Raw genomic sequence first — 19,408 nt, forward strand, 5'->3', positions numbered from 1 at the left:
GGGTCAGCCCGCGACCACCGGGTCGGCGCGGATCGCGGCCAGTCCGGGGATCTCCCGCCAGTACCTGTCCCCGGTCTGGGCGCCGGTGTCGAGGCGCAGCAGGGAGCGCCGGTCCACCACGTAGATCTCGCGTCCGGCCGCGGCCACGGCGGTCACCGGTCCGGAGATGTTGCGCTGGGACAGCGGCTCCGCGATGGCCCCGTCGACGGAGACGGTCGCGACGGGCGCCTCGGTGGTGTCGCGCGCCACGACGATCGTCGAGCGGTCACGCCACGCCACGGACGTGGCGGTCTCCCCGAGTGCGCGGCCGACCTGCCGGAAGGTGCCGGCGAGCGGCTGCCCCGTCTCGGCGGACAGTGAGCCGATGAACACCTTGCCGTCGGCGACCACGGCCATCTGGGTGCCGGACTGGTCGATGCGCAGGGCGGTGACCCGGCCGCCGAGGGACCGGATCGGGCCGGCTTCCATCTCCCGGACGTCGGGGCCGCCGCGCCCCATCCCGATGCGGACGAGGCGCGTGTCGTCGACCATCACCCACGCCCGGCCGTCGACCGGGTGGAACGTGGGTCCGGCGACGCTCCGCGCGGTGAGGACCTCGGTGGGCTCGCCGTCGATCGGTCCCACGAGGAGCCGGCTGGTCCCCGCCGCCTCGTCGCCGACCACCATCGCGAGGACGCGCCCGTCGTAGGACACCGCGGCGCTGCTGCCCCCGCGGACCTCGGACCACGGTCCGCCGGCCGGGCGGGCGCCGCCCGGCTCGAGTCGGACCAGCCCGTCGGCTGCGGTGAGGGCGTAGCGCATGGGCTCGGCCGGCGGGTAGGGGTCGAAGTCGCGGACGTCCTCGGTGGTCCACCCGTTCGCGTACCGCTCGTCGAGGGGCGCGCCGTCGCGTTCGAGGCGGTAGGGCCCGGGGACGTCGGCGCGCGCGAGGGTCCACACGACCTGAGCGGCGAACTGGGTGGTGGCCTGACTGCTCAGCACCGGCAGCCCGGCGAAGTCGATGGTGGTGCCGGGGACGTCTGCGCCGTCTTCCTCGCCGGGGCGGACGGAGACGGAGGCGGGGACTCTGGACAGGACGGAGTCGGTGAGACCGGCGCGCGGGCCGGTGGCGAGGAGGTTGACGAGGGAGTACTCGAGGTCGGTGCGGTCGGCGGCCGTCCACCGGGGGTCCGGGACGAGGGCTTCGCCGGAGCCGGAGAGGAAGAACAGCTCGCGCTGGGCGTAGGTGGAGAAGAACTCGGCCTTCTCGATCACGACTCCCGGCGGCAGTTCGTCGATCCGCCACTGTCCGTCGGTGCGGGTGAGCCCGATGGTGACCTCGAGCTGGCCGACGTCCTCGCGGAAGATGCCGCCGGGGTCGAGTGAGCCGACCTTCTCCGCGCGGAGCGTGTACTCGGCGCGGTCGGCCGAGCGGCCGCCCTCCGCACTGAGGTCGGCGCGCAGCACGATGATGGTCTCGGCCAGGTCGTCCCAGGTCTCCGCGGCCTCCGGGGTGAGGAACTGGCGCGCGGCGGCGTGCCGCTGGTCGGCGATGGCCGCCGCCTTGAGGAAATCCCGGACCAGGAGGTCCGGTTCCTGGTCGGGCACGGGGGTGGGGATCGCCAGGTCGTCGCCCTCCGGCGCGAACGTGCCGATGACCTGGGGCGACGACGACGAGGGCAGCGTGGCGCAGCCGGTGGCCGTCAGTCCGGTGGCGCAGGCCAGTGTCACGGCGACCGTCAGGAGCCGGGGTCGGGTCATGGTGTGTCCTCCGCCGTTCCGGGGCCCCGCTCGAGCGGGGTCGGTGAGCCGGTGGACACGAGCCGCGCCTCGTCCTCGGGCGTCAGCGGCAGCGGGCTCGAGGTGAGCGTGCTGCCGCGCCGGCGCGGGATGGTGAGCCGGAAACATGATCCCTCGCCGGGGCTGCCCCAGCAGTCCAGCCGGCCGCCGTGCAGCTTGGCATCCTCGAGGGCGATCGCCAGTCCGAGGCCGGTGCCGCCGGAGCGGCGCACCCGGGAGGGGTCGGCGCGCCAGAACCGGTTGAACACGCGTGTCTCCTCGCCGGGTTTGAGCCCGACGCCGTGGTCGCGGACGGAGACCGCGAGGGCGGTGTCGGAGCCGCGGAGGGTGACGCGCACGGGCTTGGACTCGCAGTGGTCCAGCGCGTTGGCCACGAGGTTGCGCAGGATCCGCTCGACGCGCCTGGAGTCGACCTCGGCCATGACCGGCTCGTCGGGCATGTCGATCTCGACCTCGACGCCCGCGGCCTCGGCGATGTGGGCGACGGTGCCGACCGCGTCCCTGACGGCGTTGCGCACATCCAGCTCGGCCGTCGACAGCTCGGCCATGCCGGCGTCGTGGCGCGAGACCTCGAGCAGGTCGGTGAGCAGGCTCTCGAAGCGGTCGAGTTCGGACTCGAGCAGCTCCACGGCGCGCTTGGTGGGGGCGTCGAGGTCCTCGGCCGAGTCCGAGATGATGTCGGCGGCCATCCGGACGGTGGTGAGCGGGGTGCGCAGTTCGTGCGAGACGTCGGAGGTGAACCGCTTCTGCAGGTCGCCGAACTCCTCGAGCTGGGTGATCTGGTCGGACAGGCTCTGGGCCATGTCGTTGAAGGCCATCGCCAGCCGGGCCACGTCGTCCTCGCCGCGGATGACCATGCGTTCCTTGAGGTGGCCGTTGGCGAAGCGCTGGGCGATCGAGGCCGCCTGCCGGACGGGCAGCACCACCTGCCGCGCGACGATCCACGCGATCGCCGCGGACAGCACGATGATCGCCAGGCCGGCGGTGGCGACGATCCCCCGCATGATGCCGAGGGTCTGTTCCTCGGCGATGAGCGGGTACACGAGGTAGAGCTCGAGCCCGGGGATGGACGAGTCGGTCGGGGTGCCCAGCATGAGCGCCTTGGCCTGCTCGCCGCGGAAGTCGACGGTGACGTACTGGTAGGCGATGCGCCCCCGCTGGACGAGGGACTGCAGTTCGGGCGGCACCTCCGCCTCGGCGGGACTGACCACCTGACCGCGGCCCGTCTGGTCGGGGACGACGAGGATGGGGTCGAACGTCCCGGCGTGGACGGAGTCTCCACCGGACGCGACGCCGCGGTCGCTGATGGCGCTGCGCGCCTGGTCGAGCCGCGACTGCTCGCTGGTGCCCTCGTCGGTCGCGGCGATCTGCGCCTCGACCGTGAGGCGGAGCCGGCCGGCCTGCTCAATGGCGGCGTCGAGTTTGGTCGACAGCAGCTGGGCGGCCATCTGGCTCTGCAGCATGAACGCGATCGTGAGGATCACGCCCATCGACAACGCGAGGGTCGAGGTGACGACCCGCAGCTGCAGGGAGCGTCGCCACATGCGCGCGATCCGCACGCCCAGCGCGGCGGGGTCCAGTGAGGACAGTCGTTCGCGCAGGGTCGGGTTCGCGTCGCCGGCGTCCCGGGTGTCGCGCTCGTCCCCGGTGGACGCCGCCGCGTCGTCGGGACGAGCGGTCGTCACGAGACCGGGCCCGCCTTGTAGCCGACGCCGCGGACGGTGAGGACGACCTCGGGGTTCTCCGGGTCCTTCTCGATCTTCGCGCGCAGGCGCTGGACGTGGACGTTGACCAGACGGGTGTCGGCGGAGTGACGGTAGCCCCACACGTGCTCCAGCAGGACCTCACGGGTGAACACCTGACGGGGCTTGCGGGCCAGTTCCACGAGGAGGTCGAACTCGAGCGGGGTCAGCGGGATCGGCGTGCCGTCACGGGTGACGGTGTGCGCGGGCACGTCGATGGTGACGTCCCCGATGTGCAGGACCTCGCTCGGCTCGTCCTCGCCCCGGCGCAGGCGCGCGCGGATGCGGGCGACGAGCTCCTTGGGCTTGAACGGCTTCATGATGTAGTCGTCCGCACCGGACTCCAGACCCAGGACCACGTCGACGGTGTCGGTCTTGGCGGTGAGCATGACGATCGGCACCCGGGACTCGGCGCGGATCTCCCGGCACACGTCGATCCCGCTCTTCCCGGGCAGCATGAGATCCAGCAGGACCAGGTCGGGCTGGACGGCCCGGAAGGTCTCGATGGCCTGGACACCGTCGCCGACGATCTCGGTCTCGAACCCCTCACCCCGCAGGACGATGGTGAGCATCTCTGCCAGCGCGGCGTCGTCGTCGACGACGAGGATCTTGGGGGTCATGGTCACCACTTGTGTCGGCGTGTCGGGTCGGCATCGTCAGGCGCACGACCGCCGGTACGTACCGTGGGTCGTCTTCCTGCCGCTTCAGACACTACCCGGCCACCCCGCGCGATCGCGGGTGCGGCGCGGGCTCCGGGGTGGGGTCGACGACGAGGTCGGCCAACTCCGGCACCGCGGGATCGGCCCCGAGGACGCGCCAGGGCGACCGCCACGCGGCCGCCGCGAGTCGGCGGTAGACCTCCCCGGTCGCCGCCTGGAGGTCCGCGTCGCGTTCGTAGCGGTCGCGGGCACGGCCCGGGTAGGCGACCTCGCGGGAACCGGCCCGCTCGGCGGCCACCTCGACGGGGGTGTCGAGCAGCAGCTGCAGATGCGGGGCCGGCAGCCCGAGCCGGTCGAACTCGAGCGCGCCGATCCACTCGACGACTTCGGCCTCGCGGTCCGGACCGAGCCGGGCGGCGGTGTACGCGGCGTTGGAGGCCACGTACCGGTCGAGCAGCACAACGTCGTGGGCGACGGCGAGTCCGGTGAGCGCGTCGAGCGCGGCGTGTCGGTCCAGAGCGAACAGCAGCGCCATCGCGTGGGGCGAGTCCGCCGCCCCGGCCTGACCGCCGTGCAGGGCGTCGGCGGCCAGGTCGGCGTGGAGGGTGCCGTAGCGCGGGAACGCCAGCCGGCCGACCGAGAGCCCGCGGGCGCCGAGCTCGGCGACGAGGCGGGTCGTCAACGTGTTCTTGCCCGCTCCGTCGAGCCCCTCGACGACCACGAGCCGTGCGCCTCCCGGCCGCGCACCCATCGGCCGTGCACTCATCGGCCGTGCACTCATCGGCCGTGCACTCATCGTCGGTGAGCTCAGTAGCGGTAGTGGTCGGGTTTGAAGGGACCCTCGACGTCCACGCCGATGTACTCGGCCTGGTCCTTGGCCAGCCGGGTCAGGGTGCCGCCGAGAGCCTCGACGTGCAGGCGGGCGACCTTCTCGTCGAGGATCTTGGGCAGCAGGTGCACCCCGATCGGGTACTGGTCGGCCTTGGTGAACAGCTCGATCTGCGCGATCACCTGGTCGGAGAAGCTGTTGGACATCACGAACGACGGGTGCCCGGTGGCGTTGCCCAGGTTGAGCAGGCGTCCCTCCGAGAGCACGATGATCGAGCGGCCGTCGTCGTCGAAGACGAACTCGTCGACCTGCGGCTTGATGTTGATGCGGGTGACGCCCTCCGCGGACTCGAGCCCGGCCATGTCGATCTCGTTGTCGAAGTGGCCGATGTTGCCCAGGATGGCCTTGTTCTTCATCCGCTTCATGTGCTCGAAGGTGATGATGTCCTTGTTGCCCGTGGCGGTGATGACGATGTCGGCATCCGCGATCGCCTGGTCCACGGTGACCACGTCGAACCCGTCCATCATCGCCTGCAGCGCGTTGATCGGGTCGATCTCGGTGACCTGCACACGCGCACCCTGACCGGCCAGTGCCTCCGCGCAGCCCTTGCCCACGTCGCCGTAACCGCACACCAGGGCCTTCTTGCCGCCGATCAGGGCGTCGGTGCCGCGGTTGATGCCGTCCAGCAGCGAGTGACGGGTGCCGTACTTGTTGTCGAACTTGCTCTTGGTGACCGCGTCGTTGACGTTCATCGCCGGGAACGGCAGCACGCCCTCGGCGTGGAAGTGGTACAGCCGGTGCACGCCGGTGGTGGTCTCCTCCGTCACGCCCTTCACAGACTCGGCGATCGCCGTGTACTTACCCGGGTTCGCGGGCACCGACTCGCGCAGCAGCGCGTGGAAGACCTTCTCCTCGGCCGACCAGGACGCGTCGTCGGACGGCACGGCGCCGGCCTGCTCGAACTCCTTGCCCTTGATCACGAGCATCGTGGCGTCACCACCGTCGTCCAGGATCATGTTCGGCTCGGTGCCCGGCCACGTCATGATCTGCTCGGTGCACCACCAGTACTCCTCGAGCGTCTCGCCCTTCCACGCGAACACCGGCACGCCGCGGGGCGCCTCCGGGGTGCCCTCGGGCCCCACCACCACGGCGGCGGCGGCCTCGTCCTGGGTCGAGAAGATGTTGCAGGAGGCCCAGCGGACCTCGGCACCGAGCGCGGTGAGCGTCTCGATCAGCACAGCGGTCTGGACCGTCATGTGGATCGACCCCGCGATCCGGGCGCCGGCCAGGGGCTGCTCGGCCGCGTACTCCTCACGCAACGCCATCAGGCCGGGCATCTCGTGCTCAGCCAGACGGATCTGCTTGCGCCCCGCCTCCGCCAGCGACAGATCCGCCACTTTGAACTCGACACCGTTGACGGACTGAACCTGCAGATCAGCGGACATGTTCTTCGACCAGCTCCTCGTTGACTCTCGAAAGATCTCCGCCCCACACTAGCGGCAGCGCCTCTTCGCGCGTCGGCCCCGTCACCGGTCGCCGACGCGGGTGCGGAACACGGTCGTCCCGTCGAGACCCTGCAGGCACACCCGCGTCGTCGAGGCCGGCACCCACACCGCGCGCCCAGGCCGGAGCACCTCCCCCGCACCGTCCTCGTCGACCTGCGCCTCGCCCGAGGTGCACAGCAGCACCTCCGGCCCGTCGGGTCGCCAGGTCACGAGCCGTCCGGCGGGCAGGTCGATGCGCGACAGCGCGAAATCCGGTTCGGGCGTGGGGTAGTCGACCTCACCGGGGATACCGCGGTCGGCGGGGATCGCGTCGACGGTGGGGTCGGCCAGCGGGCCGAACTCGAGCACCCGCATCAGCTCGGGCACGTCGACGTGCTTGGGGGTCAGTCCGCCACGCAACACGTTGTCGGAATTGGCCATGACCTCCACCCCGACGCCGCGCAGATAGGCGTGCAGCTGCCCGGGTCCCAGGTACACGGCCTCGCCCGGCTGCAGGACCACCCGGTTGAGCAGCAGGACGCCCAGGACGCCGGGGTCCGTCGGATAGCGCTCGGCGAGCTCCGCCACCGTCGTGGCGACCGCGGACCACGGGGCGTCGACCCCGTTCACGGTCAGATAGGACACGGCCCGGGCCGCGAGGTCGGACACGACGTCGGCCAGCACGATGTGGGGCATCGTGACGAACGTGGTGAACACCGCGCGCAGGCCCTCGGCGTCGGGCTGCCCGGCGAGCATGTCGCGGTAGGGCCGCAGCGAGTCCACGTCGAACGCGTCGAGCAGGGAGATCGTGCGCTCGACCGGGCGGAATCCCACCAACGCGTGGAACTCGGTCAGGGCGACCAGGATCTCGGGCTTGTGATTGGCGTCGCGGTAGTTGCGGTCAGCGGCGTCGACGGCGATCCCCCGGGCGTCCTCCGCGGCGTAGCCCTCGCGCGCCTTCTCCGGTGACGGGTGCGCCTGTAGGGACAGCGCCTGCTCGGCCGAGAGCAGCTTCACGAGGAACGGCAGTCCCCCGCCGTGCTCGGCCAGGACGCGGGCGCCGAGTTCCTTCTCGGGGTCGTCGGCGATCCGTGCGTCGAGCGCCCGTCCGTCAGCGCACAGGGAGGATCCCGAGTCGTGGGCACCGAACCAGTGCTCGGCCACGGGGTGCGGTGACGGCGAGGCCGTCCCGCACAGTTCGGGGAGGGCGGTCCGGGAGCCCCAGGCGTAGGCCTGGACCACCGGTTCTAGGGCGACCACGGACCTACAGACCTCCGACGAGGAGGTAGGCGGCGGACAGCTCCGTGCGTGCCATGTGCGCGGCCACCTTTCCGCTCAACGGGGCCGGGGCGTCGCCGACCGTGTCCCGACCGCGGTCGGTGACCCACTCGACGTCCGCGAGCGGGCCCGCGGCCAGCCGGACGATGTCCTCGTCCGCGTTCAACACCATACCGAGGTATCGCACGCGCATGTCCTCGCGTGGCCCGTCAAGTTCCTCATCGTGGAAAAGGTCCGCCAGTGGATCCACCGGCGGGCGCCCCTGCGCACGTTCGGCGCCGGCACGCACGGCGTCCCCGACCGACGAGGCCGCGGTGATCCGGCCCGCGTCGCAGAACGCCGCGACCGCGCGATCGCAACAGGCCGCGGAGACCGCGTCCGCGTGGATCCACACGAGCGGGTCGCGGCCGGCGACCGACGTCGCGAGCAGCTTGGCCGGGTTGACCGGGGTCGCCAGTTCGGGCCCGATCCCCTCGAGCTCGACGTCGACGGCGTCGGCGGCGGCACCCACGTCCAGTCCCCGCGCCCCGAGTGCGGTGAGGACCGCCATGCCGGCCGCGAGGTGACGCAGTACGCCGCGGTGCGGGGGTAGGTACGGCAGCGGCTCGAGCCAGGAGGCGCGCCCCCGGCCCGCCTCGGAGACCAGCCCCTCGCGAGGCACGTCCACGATCACCGCGGCCCCGCGGCCGGCGGCGGCGTCGATCGCCGCCGCCAGGTCGGGATCGCCGGCGTCGTCTCCTGAGACGAGGACGACGTCGAGCGCTCCCACCCAGGCGGGCAGGGTGCCGGCGTGCACCAGCGGCGGGACCGCGGGCCCACCGGCCTCAACGGCGAGAGCCGCCACGACGCCGGCCGCCTGCCGCGCGCGGTCGGACCGGCCGGACACCCACACCACGGCGCGGGGCCGGAAGCCGGTGAGACCGTCGAGGGCCCCGCCCTCGACGGCGGTGGCCACGGCGCGGAGCTGCGCCCCGGCCATCGACGCGTGCAGCAGGGCCCCCGTCGCGTCCGCGGCGCGCAGCGCCTCGGGGTCGTCGAGGTCGACCCGCCCGGCCCCAGTGTCGTTCGACAGGTCAGGCACGGACGATCGCGAGGACCTCGTCGACCACGGCGTCGACGTCCTCCCTGGTCGGCGCCTCGGCGTTGAGGCGCAGCAACGGCTCGGTGTTGGAGGCGCGAAGGTTGAACCACGCGCCGTCGCCGAGGTCGACGGTGACGCCGTCCAGGCGGTCGACCGACGCGGCGCGGTCGGAGAACGCGGCGACGACGGCCTCCATGCGCTCGGTCTGCGCCTCCGCCGAGTCGAGCGTGGAATTGATCTCCCCGGAGGCGGCGTACCGGGTGTACTCGCCCATGAGCTCGGACAGCGTGCCGTCCTGACCGCCGAGTGCTGCCAGCACGTGCATGGCGGCCAGCATGCCCGAGTCGGCGCCCCAGAAGTCGCGGAAGTAGTAGTGCGCGGAGTGCTCGCCGCCGAAGACGGCACCCGTGTCGGCCATCTGCGCCTTGATGAAGCTGTGGCCCACGCGCGTGCGGACGGCGACGCCGCCCTTCTCCTCGACGAGCTCGGGGACGGCCCTGGAGGTGATGAGGTTGTAGATGATCGATGCGCCCGGTTCCTTGGCGAGCTCCCGCTCGGCGACGAGGGCGGTGATGGCCGACGGGGCCACCGGCTCTCCGCGCTCGTCGACCACGAAGCAGCGGTCCGCGTCGCCGTCGAAGGCCAGGCCGATGTCAGCTCCGCTCTCCCGGACGAGGGCCTGCAGGTCGACGAGGTTGGCCGGCTCGAGCGGGTTGGCCTCGTGGTTGGGGAAGTTCCCGTCGAGTTCGAAGTACAGGGGCACGATCTCGAGCGGCAGCCCGCCCAGGACGGCGGGCACCGTGTGACCGCCCATGCCGTTGCCGGCGTCCACCGCGACCTTGAGGCGGCGGATCCCCGTCAGGTCGACCAGCCCGCGCAGGTACTCGCCGTAACCCTCGAGCACGTCGCGCTCGGAGACGGTGCCGGTCTCCCCGTCGTGCGCGGGGACGCCCGCGATGACCTCGTCGGCGATCGTCCGGAGGCCGGACTCCTGGCCCACCGGCTTGGCGCCCGCCCGGCACAGCTTGATGCCGTTGTACTTCGCCGGGTTGTGGCTGGCGGTGAACATGGCGCCGGGGCACTCCAGCAGGCCGGAGGCGAAGTAGAGCTGGTCGGTGGAGGCCAGGCCGATCATCACCACGTCGAGGCCCTGCGCGGTCACCCCGTCGGCGAACGCCGCCGACAGGCCCGGGGACGAGTCGCGCATGTCGTGCCCGATCACCACGGTGCCCGCGCCCTCGGAGCGCATGAGCCGAGCGAAGGACGCACCGACCTCGCGGACGAAGTCCGTGTCGATCTGCTCTCCGACGACGCCACGGACGTCGTAGGCTTTGATGACTGCTCGGACGGACTCGGCGCTGCGTGCCACGTGCTGCTCCAGGGGTGTGAGACGGGGTCGGTCGATGTCTTCCGAGACACTACCCGCGCCGATCACGCGGCGGACCACCCTGCGGGCGGCGGGTCAGCGGGCGGCGGGGCCGGACCCGCCCGCGCCGCCGGAGTGCCGGTCGGACCCGTCTTCCCGGGCAGCGGACACGTCGGGGACCACCCGCAGGTGGGGGCGCCCTGAGCCGGTCGACGGCCCGGGGGCCGGGAGCGGGTCGCTGCCGGCCAGCGCGCGGTCCAGCGCGGGCTCGGGATCGGAGACCCCGAGTCGGCGCAGGCGTTCGGCGTCGACCAGTGCCGCGCCGGTCCGCCGCCCTCCGACGGGGCCGCCGGTGACGGCGTCCAGGAGGGCCGTGAGATCGGAGTCCTCGGCCGAGGTGTCGAGGTCCGGATGACGCACGAGGTCCCAGCCGCGGGGGGCGGTGATGCGCAGTGCGTGCACGGCGCAGAGGTCCCAGGCGTGCGGCTCCTGGACCGCGGGCAGCGGCCCGATGACGGCCGTGGAGTCCGCGTAGACGTAGGTGAGCGTGGCGACCGCACGGTTGGGACATCCCGGGCGGCAGCAACGACGGTTCTCACTCACGAGGCCCCAGCGTAGCCCCGCACGCCGCACGGGTGGGCCGCGACCCGCCCACACCGGTGCGAGCCGGCCGACGCCGGCGGGGTTATCCTCGCGCCATGACCCCGACCGCCCCGGTACCCGGACGGCCGCCCACCGGGACCGCGATCCCGGGCGCCGGCCAGTCCGACGTCGCCGCGGGCAGCCGTATCTCCGTCCGCGACTTCCCCGGTGACCCCGGGCGTCGCGGTCCCCGCGTGGTGACGTCCCGTCGCGCGGACCGCCGAGTGCACGGGCCCCGCGGGCCGATCCTGCCGCCCGAGGTGCCCCGCTGGCGCAGCCGGTCGGCGGAGTTCGACGCCGCCGCCCTCGAGGCGTTCGCCGAGATCGACCAGCACTGGCACTCGCGCCTCGAGCACCTGGACCTCGCCGTGGACATGGTGCCCCGCATGCGCCTGCGACCCGGGGAGACGTGGCCCGAGGAGGTCGTGGCCGACGGCGACGTCCCTCTCGCCCGCCTCGTGCCGGCGGGGGTGGACCGGTCGGGACAGCCGACCCGCGCGCGGCTCGTGCTGTTCCGGAAGCCGCTCACCCGGCGCGCGCCGGAGGGCGACGATCTGCGGGATCTCATCTACTCCGTGCTCGTGGAGCTGGTCTCGCAGCACCTGGAGATCTCACCAGACGAGGTCGAGGCGGGCCCGGAGGAGGACTGAACGCGGCGCGGCCGCGGGTCGGATGACGCGCGGCGCGGCCGCGGAGGGGATGATCGCGGGCGCCCGGGGATCAGATGACGGCGTCGCGCTTGATGCGTCGCCGCTCGCGCTCGGACAGCCCGCCCCAGATGCCGAACCGCTCGTCGTTGGCCAGCGCGTACTCGAGGCACTCCGCCTTGACCTCGCACCCGGTGCAGATCTTCTTGGCCTCGCGGGTCGAGCCGCCCTTCTCGGGGAAGAACGCCTCGGGATCGGTCTGCGCGCACAGAGCCCGGTCCTGCCAGCTCTCCTGCTCGTCCTCGACGAGCAGACCGGGGACACCGAGGTCGACCAGGGCCAGCTCGGGTCCCGCGACGGTGCGTGACTGTCGATCCACGGTCATCCCTTCGTGTTGCGTTGTTCGTCTGCGAAAGATCCGCGATGGAGTGCCCGTCACCGGCGCGATCGCGAGAGGCCTCGACCGTGAGGGCACCGTGGGCCCGGCGCCCGGCCGGTGTCCGTAATGTGGTTTACCGTCACCCACCAGGGAATGACACATCTGTGATTACACACATGCAAGCCGCGTAGGTCAAGCGAAATCGACGGAACCTACCATTTTCCCCCTCCGGCTATGACCGGCGACACGCCGCCCCGGATGTGGCGTGGGACACGTCGCCGCGCGGGCCTGCGCAGCCCACCGGGGTCGCGCCCCCGGCCCCCGGGCCCGTCACTACTCTCGTCCCCGTGAAGATCTGTGTTCTGGCCGGCGGCGTCGGTGGCGCCCGTTTCCTCCTCGGCGCCCGCCGACTGCTCGGGCTGGACTCCGGGTCCGCCCGCGCCGACTCCCCCCACCGCATCGACGCGGTGGTCAACGTGGGCGACGACGCCTGGATGCACGGCGTCCGCATCTGTCCCGACCTCGACACGTGCATGTACACCCTCGGCGGGGGCATCGATCCCGAGCGCGGCTGGGGCCACGCCGGCGAGACCTGGAACTGCCGCGACGAGCTCGCCGCGTACGGCGTCCAGCCCGACTGGTTCGGTCTCGGCGACAAGGACCTCGCCACCCACCTCGTGCGTACCCAGATGCTGAACGCCGGCTACCGCCTCACCGACGTCACCGAGGCGCTCTGCACCCGCTGGTCCCCTGGCGTGCGCCTGCTGCCCGTGACCGACGACCGCTGCGAGACGCACGTCGTGGTGACCGACCCGCCGGCCGCGGACGGCGGGGCCGGGGCGGGTGAGGCGGGCGGGTCCGCGACCGGCTCGCGGGCGATCCACTTCCAGGAGTGGTGGGTCCGCCACAGGGCGCAGTTGACCGCCTCCGGCTTCGTCCAGATCGGCGCGGAGTCCGCCTCCCCGACACCCGAGGTGCTGGAGGCCGTCGAGACGGCCGACCTCGTCGTCGTCGCCCCCTCCAACCCCGTGGTCTCCGTCGGCGCGATCCTCGCGGTGCCCGGGATGCGCGCCGCGCTGCGCTCCACCCCGGCCCCCGTCGTGGGCGTCAGCCCGGTGATCGGCGGCGCGGTGCTGCGCGGCATGGCCGACGCGTGCCTCACCGCGATCGGCGTCGAGACCTCCGCCACCGCGGTCGCGCGCCACTACGGCGCCCGCTCCGGCACCGGCCTGCTCGACGGCTGGCTCGTGGCCCCGGGCGACGCGCCCGCCGACGGCTCCGGCGCGGTCGACGGCGTGGCCGTGCGCGAGGCGCCGCTGCTCATGACCGATCCCGACGCCACGGCGGACATGCTCGCCGCCGCGATCGAGCTGGCCGGGCTCGAGGTCCCCGCGCGGGGCGACCGATGACCGACGGCGCCGTCCCCGAGATCCGCCGCTGGAGCGTCGAGCACGCCGCGCCCTCCGACGTGACGATGTGGGCGCCGGACGGCCTGCCCGAGTTCCGTCCGGGCGACGACCTGGCGCGCATCCTCGCCGACGCGCTCACCGCCGACCCGCACGGCCTGACCGACGGCGACGTGGTGGTGCTGACCTCCAAGGTGCTGTCCAAGACCGAGGGGCGGATCGTTCCCGCCCCCACCGACCCGGACGAGCGCGACGCCCTGCGCCGGCGGCTCGTGGACGCCGAGTCGGTCCGCGTGGTCGCGCGCGTCAACCGCACTCTCATCACGGAGAACCGGCTGGGGATCGTCCAGGCCGCCGCCGGGGTCGACGGCTCCAACGTCGAGGCCCGCGAGCTCGCGCTGCTCCCCGAGGATCCTGACGCCTCCGCCGCCGCGCTCGCCCGCGAACTCCGACGCCTCACCGGCGCGCGCGTCGCCGTCGTCGTCACCGACACGATGGGGCGGGCCTGGCGCACCGGCCAGATCGACATGGCCATCGGCGCCGCCGGACTGCGGGTGTCGGTGGGGTACGACGGCGCCGTGGACCGCCAGGGCAACGAGCTGCTCGTCACCGACGTCGCGGTGGCCGACGAGATCGCCTCCGCCGCCGACCTCGTCAAGGGCAAGCTCGGGGCCCGGCCCGTCGCCGTGGTGCGCGGGGTGGGACACCTCCTGCTGGACGACGAGGGGGACGACGACGAGGTGGACGTCCCCCGGCGGGCCCGTGACCTGGTCCGGGGCGGGGAGTCCGATCTCTTCCGGTTGGGGACCGCCGAGGCCGTGGCGCAGGGGCGACGTGAGGCCGTTCCCGCCCGCCGCTCGGTCCGCCGGTTCTCCGACGAGCCCGTCGACGCCGAGGTGCTGGCAGACGCCGTGGCGGACGCGCTCACCGCGCCCGCACCGCACCACAGCACGCCGATCCGGTTCGTGCGGGTCTCGGGCCGGGCTCGGACGCGGCTGCTCGGCGCCCTGCGCGCGGACTGGGAGCGCGACCTGCGCGCCGACGGGCACACCGGCGAGGTGCTGGCCCGCCGACTCGGGCGGGGCGATCTGCTGCGCACCTGCCCGGAACTGATCCTGCCGTTCGTCGACGACGACGCCGGCGCGCACGACTACCCGGACGCCCGGCGGGCCGCCTGCGAGGAGACCATGTTCACCGTGGCCGGCGGCGCGGCGGTGCAGTCGCTGCTCGTGGCGCTGGCCGCGCGTGGTCTGGGCTCGTGCTGGGTGGGCTCGACGATCTTCGCCGCCGACACCACGCGCCGCGAACTGGGCCTGCCGTCCACGTGGCGGCCGTTGGGCGCGGTCGCGGTGGGCTACCCGGCCGAGCCGGTTCCGCCGCGGGAGCCGCGCCCGGCCGGGGACGCCTACATGTCCGTGGAGTAGCGGATCCCGCCGTCGGGGATCTCGACGCCCGGCCACACGCGGGCGCCGCGCAGGAGCTCGCAGCGCGCGCCGATCACGGCGCCGTCGCCGATCACGCCGTCACGGACGAGCGCCCGGTGGCCGATCCTCGCGCCGAAGCCGACGATCGACCGCTCGACCGTCGCGCCCGCCTCGATCCGGGCGCCGTCGAAGACGACGGCGCCGTCCAGCCTGGCGCCCGCGCCGATCTCCGCGCCCCGTCCCACGACCGTGCCGCCGACGAGCACGGCGCCCGCGCCGACCCCGGCGCCCTCGTGGACGAGGGCCTCCCCCGCGTGGCCGTCGAGCGCCGGCGAGGGGGCGATCCCGCGGACGAGGTCCGACGAGCCGCGCACGAAGTCCTCCGGGGTGCCCATGTCGCGCCAGTACGCCGAGTCGACGAACCCGTATACCCGCCTGCCCTCGCCGAGCAGCTGCGGGAAGGTCTCCCGCTCGACCGAGACGGGCTGCCCCTCCGGGATCTGCTCGATGAGCTCGCGACGGAAGACGTAGCAGCCCGCGTTGATCTGGTCGGTCGGCGGATCCTGCGTCTTCTCCAGGAACTCCTGCACGCGGCCGTCGTCGTCGGTCGTGACGCACCCGAACGCGCGCGGGTCGGACACGCGCACCAGGTGCATGGTGAGGTCGGCGTCCTTGGCCCGGTGCAGGGCCAGGATCTCCCGCAGGTCAGTCCCGCCGAGCACGTCGCCGTTGAACACCATGACGGTCGACGCGGTGAGCTCGGGCAGCACGTTGCGGATTCCGCCACCCGTGCCCAGCGGCTCGGTCTCCACCACGTACGAGATGTCGAGGTCCAGATCCGAGCCATCGCCGAAGTGCTCCTCGAACACCTCGGCCTTGAACGACGTGCCCAGCACGACCCGCCGGATGCCGGCCGCGCGGATGCGCGAGAGCAGGTGCGTGAGGAACGGCAGCCCCGCGGTCGGGAGCATGGGCTTGGGCGCGGAGATCGTCAGGGGCCGCAGCCGCGTGCCCTTTCCGCCGACCAGCACCACCGCCTCGGTGTCGGCGATCAGGTCGTCGCCGGTCGCGGCGCTCCCGGTGGTCGTCGAGGTCACGATGAAGCTCCTGGGGTCGTCGGGCCCCGCGGTCGCGCTCGCGAGCCGCCGGGGCGGTGGGTGGATGTCGGTCGTGGGTCGGACCGGGCCCCCGCGGGCTCAGCCGTGGCGGCCGCGGGGTGGGCGCGTGGCACGCCGCGCGGACCGGATCGCGAGACGGCACCGCAGTTCCAGGCCCGCTCTGAGCGCCCAGCGTATCGGGGCCTGCCAGGTCCGTGGGTGCCTGTCCGCCTGGAACAGATAGGCGCTGCGGTGGTGGGCCCGGAGGGTGAACTCGGGCACCGCCTTCGCCGCGTGGCCCCGGTCGTGGTGGATGACGGCGTCCGGGACGTAGACGTTCTGCCACCCGGCGCGCCCGAGTCGGTCGCCCAGGTCCACGTCCTCCAGGTACATGAAGTAGCGCTCGTCGAACCCGCCGAGCGCGTCGAAGGCCTCACGGCGCAGCAGCAGGCACGAACCGGACAGCCAGCCCGCGGTCCGCTCGGTCTCCATGTCCGCGCCGTCGAGGTAGTGGGCGGTCCACGGGTTCCCCCGCCACACCTGCCCGAGCAGGGCGTGACCGATACCGGCCCCGAGCCGCGGCACCGAGCGGGCCGACGGGTACACCGACCCGTCCGTCTCGGAGATGCGCGGGCCGAACGCGGCCGCGCGCGGCCACCGCCGCGCCGCCTCGAGGAGGGCATCCACCGAGCCGGGTTCGAACGTCACGTCCGGGTTGACCACCAGGACGAACTCCTGGTCGAACTCGTCCGGACGCGCGGCGATCTCGGCCACGGCCCGGTTGATCGCGGTGCCGTAGCCGAGGTTGCCGCCGGTCGGGAAGAACTCGGCGAAGTCGTACCGGGCGGCGACGGCCTCGGGCGCCCCGTCTGTCGACCCGTTGTCCGCCATCACCAGCGCCACCGGCCGGGACGTGGCCGCCGGGAGCGTCTCGACGAAGCTGTGGAGGTGGTCGCCCGGCGAGTACGTCACCGTCACGACGGGTAGTCGGGTCGTCACGCGCAACACCCTACGACGCGGCCCGTCGATTCCGACGCCCGGCGCGCGGCGCGGTACCGTGGGATGATCGTCGGCGGCCTCGAGCGGCCCCTAATCGAGGACAAGGACGGTGGATGAGCGCCGAGCTGCCAGTGACTCCCCGTCGCGCCCACAGCCGGGCGCGGGGTAGGCGGCACGCCACCCCGGCCCACCCGATGGCCTCGCGTATAGGCCGCGTCCTCGCCGCTCTCGTCTCCGCGGTCTGCCTTCTGGTCACCGGCGTCGGCTGGACGCTCGTCAGCGGGCTCAGCTCGGACCTGTCCTCCGCCGGCGGCCTGGACGTGGGCGACGGCGGCCTCGACGGCGCGGTGGACATCCTTCTGGTCGGCACCGACAACCGGACCGACGCCCAGGGCAACCCCCTCAGCCAGGAGGAGCTCGCCACCATCCGCACCGGTGAGGAGGACGGCGAGAACACCGACACGATCCTGCTCATCCGCATCCCGGAGGACGGCAGCTCCGCCACCGCGATCTCCATCCCGCGTGACGTGTACGTGGAGACCAGCACCGTCGGCGGCAGCAAGATCAACGGTGTGTACGCGGCCAACAAGGAGGCCCACCTCGAGCGGGTCGTGGCCTCGGACCCCGAGGGCGTCATCACCGAGGAGGACCAGCGCGCGGCCGTCAACGCTGGCCGGAACGGGCTCATCGGCGCCGTCGCGGACCTCACCGGCGTCCAGGCCGACCACTACGCGGAGATCGGGCTGCTGGGTTTCGTACTGCTCACCGACGCGGTCGGCGGTGTCCCCGTCTGCCTCAACGAGCCCGTCGACGAGCCGCTATCGGGCGCGAACTTCGACGCGGGTGTCCAGACGGTCTCCGGCTCGGACGCCCTGAGCTTCGTCCGCCAGCGCCACGACCTGCCCGCCGGCGACCTCGACCGCATCGTCCGCCAGCAGGTGTTCATGTCCCAGCTGGTCAAGAAGATCCTCTCGGCCGGCACCCTCACCGATCCGGGCAAGCTCGGTGCGCTGGTCGACGCCGCCAAACGCTCGTTCGTGATCGACGAGAACTGGGACTTCGTGGACTTCGCCATGAAGCTCAAGGACATCAGCGGCGGCAGCGTCCGCTTCGAGACCATCCCGGTCACCAGCATCGACTCGTACACCGAGTGGGGCGAGTCCATCGTCACCGCCGACCCCGTCCAGGTGTCGGAGTTCGTCGCGGGCTTCGCCAGCACCGAGGATGACGCGGACGCCGCCGAGGGCGGCGACGGCGAGCCCGCCCCCGGCGAGCCCGGCGTCGACCCCTCGACGGTCGCCGTGTCGGTGGTCAACACCACCGCGATCGACGGGCTGGCCGCCCGCGTCTCCGGTGCGCTCACCGAGCTGGGCTACACCACCGGTGATCTGCTCACCGACCCGGCCGCCGCCTACACCTCTCACGTGGCGGCGGGCTCTGCCGACGACGCCGCCGCGTTCGCCGTCTCCGACGCGCTCGGTGGCCTGCCGGTCCAGGTCGACCCCGCGGTCCCGCCCGGCACCGTGCGTGTGGTCCTCGCGGACGACTACAGCGGCCCCACCGGTGAGGCCGCCACGACCGAGTCCTACTCCCCCGCCACCACCACGTACGCGCCGCTCCCGCCGTCGATCGCGCAGCGTCCGACCTTCGACGCCGGCGGCTCCGACGTACCCTGCGTGAACTGACCCCGGAGGCGGACGCGCCGCCCGCCGCACCGGGGGAACCACCCCACGACGCCAGGAGGCCACCCGAGTGAACACCGCCGCAGACACCGTGCTCCAGCCGCTGCTCGCGCTCGACCCCGGGGCGCCGATGGTCACCCACTACGACCAGGCCGCCCCGTCCCGCGTCGAGCTGTCGGTCACCTCGACCGCCAACTGGGCGGCGAAGATCGCGGGCCTGCTCCGCGACGAACTCGGGGTGACGCCCGGTGACGTGATCGTGTGCGACCTGCCCGCCCACTGGCTCACCGCCGGTGTCCTGCTGGGCACCTGGTGGGCGGGCGCCGAGGTCCGCACAGGGTCCGCGGACGACGCCGTCGTCGTCGTCACCGTCCCCGACCGCCTCGACCGCCACCCCACCGACGTCGAGACCCTCCTCATGACCACCGACCCGATGGGCCGCCCCCTGGCCGCCGCGGGCGTCGAGGTGCCGCCGGGCGTCACCGACCTCGCCGAGGCGTGCCGCATCCACCCCGACGCGTTCGTCCCCTCCGGCGGCGGTGACCTCGCCCTCGACGGCCTGCCGCTCGACCAACTGGCCGACCGCGCCCTCTCCGGTCGCGCGCTGGTCGCCGGCCGCGAACGCGACGACGTCGTGGCCACCCTCGCGCGGGTGTTCGCCTCCGGCGGCACGGCCGTGCTCGTCACGGGCGCCGACGCCGACGACCCCGCCGTGGCGGGGATCGCGGACACCGAGCGCACCACGCTCACCGCCTAGAGCACCGGACACCGAGCGCCGGCGGAGCGTTCCGGCGCCGGCGGGGCGGGGCGTTCTCCTCCCGCCCCGACTCCACCCGCCGCCTACCAGGCGCGATCCGGGCCGCAACGCGATCTGCCCCTCCGATTGCGATCCGCCCCCGGGGTTCCGGGGGTCG

Annotated in this window: 17 protein-coding genes; 5 read left to right on the forward strand and 12 right to left on the reverse strand. The window is 73.2% G+C overall.

Translation table 11 applies throughout. From position 1 onward, the window contains the following. Positions 1 to 3 precede the first annotated feature (3 nt). The 9 genes from DCI01S_RS03925 to DCI01S_RS03965 form a co-directional block, all read right to left on the reverse strand. The gene (locus DCI01S_RS03925) at positions 4 to 1,740 is read right to left on the reverse strand and encodes an LpqB family beta-propeller domain-containing protein (RefSeq protein WP_061228041.1); all 1,737 of its coding nucleotides are present in this window, start codon (positions 1,738 to 1,740) and stop codon (positions 4 to 6) included. Further along, positions 1,737 to 3,464 (reverse strand): MtrAB system histidine kinase MtrB, encoded by a 1,728-nt coding sequence (gene mtrB / locus DCI01S_RS03930; RefSeq protein ID WP_061228042.1) that lies wholly within the window; start codon positions 3,462 to 3,464, stop codon positions 1,737 to 1,739. The genes DCI01S_RS03925 and mtrB overlap by 4 nt, the downstream gene beginning before the upstream one ends. After that, complete coding sequence (mtrA, locus tag DCI01S_RS03935; RefSeq protein ID WP_061228099.1) at positions 3,461 to 4,141, reverse strand: MtrAB system response regulator MtrA; 681 nt, start codon at positions 4,139 to 4,141, stop codon at positions 3,461 to 3,463. The genes mtrB and mtrA overlap by 4 nt, the downstream gene beginning before the upstream one ends. A 91-nt stretch (positions 4,142 to 4,232) precedes the next feature. Next, positions 4,233 to 4,946, reverse strand: coding sequence for a dTMP kinase (locus DCI01S_RS03940; RefSeq protein WP_239550382.1), 714 nt, complete (start codon positions 4,944 to 4,946; stop codon positions 4,233 to 4,235). Between the two features lie 41 nt (positions 4,947 to 4,987). After that, positions 4,988 to 6,454 carry an adenosylhomocysteinase gene (gene ahcY, locus DCI01S_RS03945; RefSeq protein ID WP_061228044.1) on the reverse strand — a complete coding sequence of 489 codons (1,467 nt, stop codon included), beginning with the start codon at positions 6,452 to 6,454 and terminating at the stop codon, positions 4,988 to 4,990. An 81-nt stretch (positions 6,455 to 6,535) separates the two neighbouring features. Continuing rightward, a complete protein-coding gene (gene manA / locus DCI01S_RS03950) occupies positions 6,536 to 7,753 on the reverse strand; it encodes a mannose-6-phosphate isomerase, class I (protein WP_061228045.1) in 1,218 nt (405 codons plus the stop codon). Positions 7,754 to 7,757: 4 nt separating this feature from the next. After that, positions 7,758 to 8,852 carry a hypothetical protein gene (locus DCI01S_RS03955; protein WP_061228046.1) on the reverse strand — a complete coding sequence of 365 codons (1,095 nt, stop codon included), beginning with the start codon at positions 8,850 to 8,852 and terminating at the stop codon, positions 7,758 to 7,760. Next, entirely contained in the window at positions 8,845 to 10,221 is a 1,377-nt protein-coding gene (locus DCI01S_RS03960) for a phosphomannomutase/phosphoglucomutase (protein ID WP_061228100.1), read from the reverse strand. Before DCI01S_RS03960 ends, DCI01S_RS03955 begins: the two co-directional genes overlap by 8 nt. 93 nt (positions 10,222 to 10,314) lie before the next feature. After that, positions 10,315 to 10,821: a DUF3499 domain-containing protein gene (locus tag DCI01S_RS03965; protein WP_061228047.1), complete on the reverse strand. Its 507-nt coding sequence runs from the start codon at positions 10,819 to 10,821 to the stop codon at positions 10,315 to 10,317. 185 nt (positions 10,822 to 11,006) lie between these two features. Here DCI01S_RS03965 and DCI01S_RS03970 point away from each other — a divergent pair, with 185 nt between their 5' ends. Next, a complete protein-coding gene (locus tag DCI01S_RS03970) occupies positions 11,007 to 11,510 on the forward strand; it encodes a metallopeptidase family protein (protein WP_061228101.1) in 504 nt (167 codons plus the stop codon). Between the two features lie 70 nt (positions 11,511 to 11,580). Here the strand turns inward: DCI01S_RS03970 and DCI01S_RS03975 are convergent, their stop codons facing one another. Next, positions 11,581 to 11,892, reverse strand: coding sequence for a WhiB family transcriptional regulator (locus DCI01S_RS03975; RefSeq protein ID WP_061228048.1), 312 nt, complete (start codon positions 11,890 to 11,892; stop codon positions 11,581 to 11,583). Between the two features lie 341 nt (positions 11,893 to 12,233). On the opposite strand from DCI01S_RS03975, the gene cofD reads away from it, so the two are divergent. After that, on the forward strand, positions 12,234 to 13,295 hold the full coding sequence (cofD, locus tag DCI01S_RS03980) for a 2-phospho-L-lactate transferase (RefSeq protein WP_061228049.1): 1,062 nt from the start codon (positions 12,234 to 12,236) through the stop codon (positions 13,293 to 13,295). Next, positions 13,292 to 14,716: a coenzyme F420-0:L-glutamate ligase gene (locus tag DCI01S_RS03985; RefSeq protein WP_061228050.1), complete on the forward strand. Its 1,425-nt coding sequence runs from the start codon at positions 13,292 to 13,294 to the stop codon at positions 14,714 to 14,716. Before cofD ends, DCI01S_RS03985 begins: the two co-directional genes overlap by 4 nt. On the opposite strand, the gene manB is transcribed toward DCI01S_RS03985, so the two are convergent. Both manB and DCI01S_RS03995 read right to left on the reverse strand, forming a co-directional pair. Beyond that, a complete protein-coding gene (manB, locus tag DCI01S_RS03990; protein ID WP_371412117.1) occupies positions 14,698 to 15,813 on the reverse strand; it encodes a mannose-1-phosphate guanylyltransferase ManB in 1,116 nt (371 codons plus the stop codon). The genes DCI01S_RS03985 and manB overlap by 19 nt on opposite strands. A gap of 99 nt (positions 15,814 to 15,912) precedes the next feature. Beyond that, positions 15,913 to 16,812, reverse strand: a complete 900-nt coding sequence (locus DCI01S_RS03995; RefSeq protein ID WP_061228051.1) for a glycosyltransferase family 2 protein — start codon at positions 16,810 to 16,812, stop codon at positions 15,913 to 15,915. A gap of 194 nt (positions 16,813 to 17,006) precedes the next feature. On the opposite strand from DCI01S_RS03995, the gene DCI01S_RS04000 reads away from it, so the two are divergent. Then, positions 17,007 to 18,497 carry an LCP family protein gene (locus DCI01S_RS04000; protein WP_174521518.1) on the forward strand — a complete coding sequence of 497 codons (1,491 nt, stop codon included), beginning with the start codon at positions 17,007 to 17,009 and terminating at the stop codon, positions 18,495 to 18,497. Between the two features lie 67 nt (positions 18,498 to 18,564). Beyond that, positions 18,565 to 19,251 (forward strand): TIGR03089 family protein, encoded by a 687-nt coding sequence (locus DCI01S_RS04005; RefSeq protein ID WP_061228053.1) that lies wholly within the window; start codon positions 18,565 to 18,567, stop codon positions 19,249 to 19,251. Positions 19,252 to 19,408 lie beyond the last annotated feature (157 nt).

The sequence above is a fragment of the Dietzia cinnamea NBRC 102147 genome (assembly GCF_001571065.1).
Lineage (GTDB): Bacteria > Actinomycetota > Actinomycetes > Mycobacteriales > Mycobacteriaceae > Dietzia > Dietzia cinnamea.

What these genes read in the sequence shown, in the direction of transcription:
- DCI01S_RS03925 (WP_061228041.1), bottom strand. Translation starts at nt 1,740, where the DNA reads ATGACCCGACCCCGGCTCCTGACGGTCGCCGTGACACTGGCCTGCGCC.
- mtrA (WP_061228099.1), bottom strand. Translation starts at nt 4,141, where the DNA reads ATGACCCCCAAGATCCTCGTCGTCGACGACGACGCCGCGCTGGCAGAG.
- DCI01S_RS03940 (WP_239550382.1), bottom strand. Translation starts at nt 4,946, where the DNA reads ATGAGTGCACGGCCGATGGGTGCGCGGCCGGGAGGCGCACGGCTCGTG.
- ahcY (WP_061228044.1), bottom strand. Translation starts at nt 6,454, where the DNA reads ATGTCCGCTGATCTGCAGGTTCAGTCCGTCAACGGTGTCGAGTTCAAA.
- DCI01S_RS03975 (WP_061228048.1), bottom strand. Translation starts at nt 11,892, where the DNA reads ATGACCGTGGATCGACAGTCACGCACCGTCGCGGGACCCGAGCTGGCC.
- DCI01S_RS03985 (WP_061228050.1), top strand. Translation starts at nt 13,292, where the DNA reads ATGACCGACGGCGCCGTCCCCGAGATCCGCCGCTGGAGCGTCGAGCAC.
- DCI01S_RS04000 (WP_174521518.1), top strand. Translation starts at nt 17,007, where the DNA reads ATGGCCTCGCGTATAGGCCGCGTCCTCGCCGCTCTCGTCTCCGCGGTC.